The organism is Mesorhizobium sp. M7A.F.Ca.CA.003.01.2.1 (assembly GCF_003998945.1).
Taxonomy (GTDB): Bacteria; Pseudomonadota; Alphaproteobacteria; order Rhizobiales; family Rhizobiaceae; genus Mesorhizobium; species Mesorhizobium ciceri.
This window is the reverse complement of record NZ_RZRA01001566.1, coordinates 1-610: the sequence shown is the minus strand read 5'-3', so window position 1 is coordinate 610 and position 610 is coordinate 1. Positions and strand designations below refer to the sequence as shown.

Below are 610 nucleotides of genomic sequence, written 5' to 3'. Positions count from 1 at the left end.
AATCAACCGTCTCGGCGCCCTGGGCAAGTGTCGGGGGCAGCTCCGACTCGGGCCGGCATAAACAATGCGGCCGTCACGCGCAGCGACCGCGCCATGTTCGACGACGCCAAGTCCGGCAGACCCGTCGGCCATTGTCGTCAGCCGCGCATTGCGCCACAGACGAAGATCCCCTGCCCGGCTTTTGCTCTTTGCAGCCATCATCTTTTCCGTTTCAATCGATGACGATTATGTATATACATATTGAAACGCACTGCAAGTGCCTTCATCGCATGAGACACAGAGAACCGGAGAGAAAAGTGGCAGCGATCTTTGCGGAACAGGCGCTCCTTCCCGATGGCTGGCGCGAAAATGTGCGGCTTACCCTGGCCGAGGGACGCATCACAGCCGTTCAGCCTGGCGCTGCTGCGGCAGCCGGCGACGAACGTCACGCGATCCTGTTGCCCGGCATGCCCAATTTGCACAGCCACGCCTTCCAGCGCGGCATGGCCGGCCTTGCCGAGCTTCGCGGCCCCTCCGCCGACAGTTTCTGGAGCTGGCGCGAGGTGATGTACCGTTTCGCCCTGTCGATGACGCCCGATCAGGTCGAGGCGGTTGCCGCACAACTCTATGT

At 61.8% G+C, this 610-nt stretch carries 2 pseudogenes; one reads left to right on the top strand and one right to left on the bottom strand.

What is annotated here, in order from left to right:
• A pseudogene (locus tag EN969_RS36830) lies at positions 1-198 on the bottom strand (imidazolonepropionase); the annotation flags it as partial.
• Positions 199-296: 98 nt separating this feature from the next.
• Between EN969_RS36830 and EN969_RS34225 the strand changes: the two are divergent.
• Positions 297-610 (top strand): annotated as a pseudogene (locus tag EN969_RS34225) (formimidoylglutamate deiminase); the annotation flags it as partial.